Annotated in this window: 1 protein-coding gene; it reads left to right on the top strand. The window is 67.2% G+C overall.

Annotated features, from left to right (window positions below; translation table 11 throughout):
- The coding region (frc, locus tag AC1DVI_RS32365) for a formyl-CoA transferase (protein ID WP_476961470.1) at nt 1-1,094 on the top strand (1,094 nt) is incomplete at both ends.

Below are 1,094 nucleotides of genomic sequence, written 5' to 3'. Positions count from 1 at the left end.
CGCGACGTGCCCGAGGCCGACAGCCTCTACTTCACCATGCTGAACCACAACAAGCGGTCCATCACGCTGGACACCAAGAACCCGGACGGCAAGCGCGTCCTGGAGGATCTGGTGCGCATCTGCGACGTGATGGTCGAGAATTTCGCCCCCGGCGTGCTCGACCGCATGGGCCTGACCTGGGAGCGCATCCAGGAGCTGAACCCCCGCATCATCGTCGCCTCGGTCAAGGGCTTCGGCCCCGGTCCCTACGAGGACTGCAAGGTCTATGAGAACGTCGCGCAGTGCGCCGGCGGCTCGGCCTCGACGACCGGCTTCGACGACGGYCCGCCGATGGTCACCGGCGCCCAGATCGGCGACAGCGGCACCGGCCTGCATCTGGCGCTGGGCATCGTGACGGCGCTCTACCAGCGCACCCAGACCGGGCGCGGCCAGAAGGTGCTGGCGGCCATGCAGGACGCCGTGCTGAACCTCTGCCGCGTCAAGCTGCGCGACCAGCAGCGGCTGGAGCGCGGCCCGCTGAAAGAGTACCCGCAATACCCGAACGGCACGTTCGGCGACAGCGTGCCGCGCGCCGGCAACGCCTCGGGCGGCGGCCAGCCGGGCTGGATCCTGAAATGCAAGGGCTGGGAGASCGATCCCAACGCCTACATCTACTTCATCACCCAGGCGCCGGTYTGGGCGAAGATCTGCGACGTCATCGGCAAGCCGGAATGGATCACCGATCCGGATTACGCGACGCCCGCCGCGCGCCTGCCGCGCCTGAAGGACATCTTCGCGACCGTCGAGGAATGGACCATGACCAAGACGAAGTTCGAGGTCATGGAGATCCTGAACAAATATGACATCCCCTGCGGCCCCATCCTGTCGATGAAGGARCTGGCGGAGGATCAGTCGCTGCGCGAGACCGGCACCATCGTCGAGGTCGATCACCCGACGCGCGGCAAGTACCTGACGGTCGGCAACCCGATCAAGCTGTCGGACAGCCCGACCGAGGTCACGCGGTCGCCGCTGCTGGGCGAGCACACCGACGAGATCCTGCGCGAGGTGCTCGGCTTCGACGAGCGGCGCATCTCCGAGGTCCGCGACAGCGGCGC

Source organism: Azospirillum sp. P4_B5, assembly GCF_056402275.1.
The sequence above is the reverse complement of the archived record's forward strand: the minus strand, read 5'-3'. Positions and strand labels throughout refer to the sequence as shown.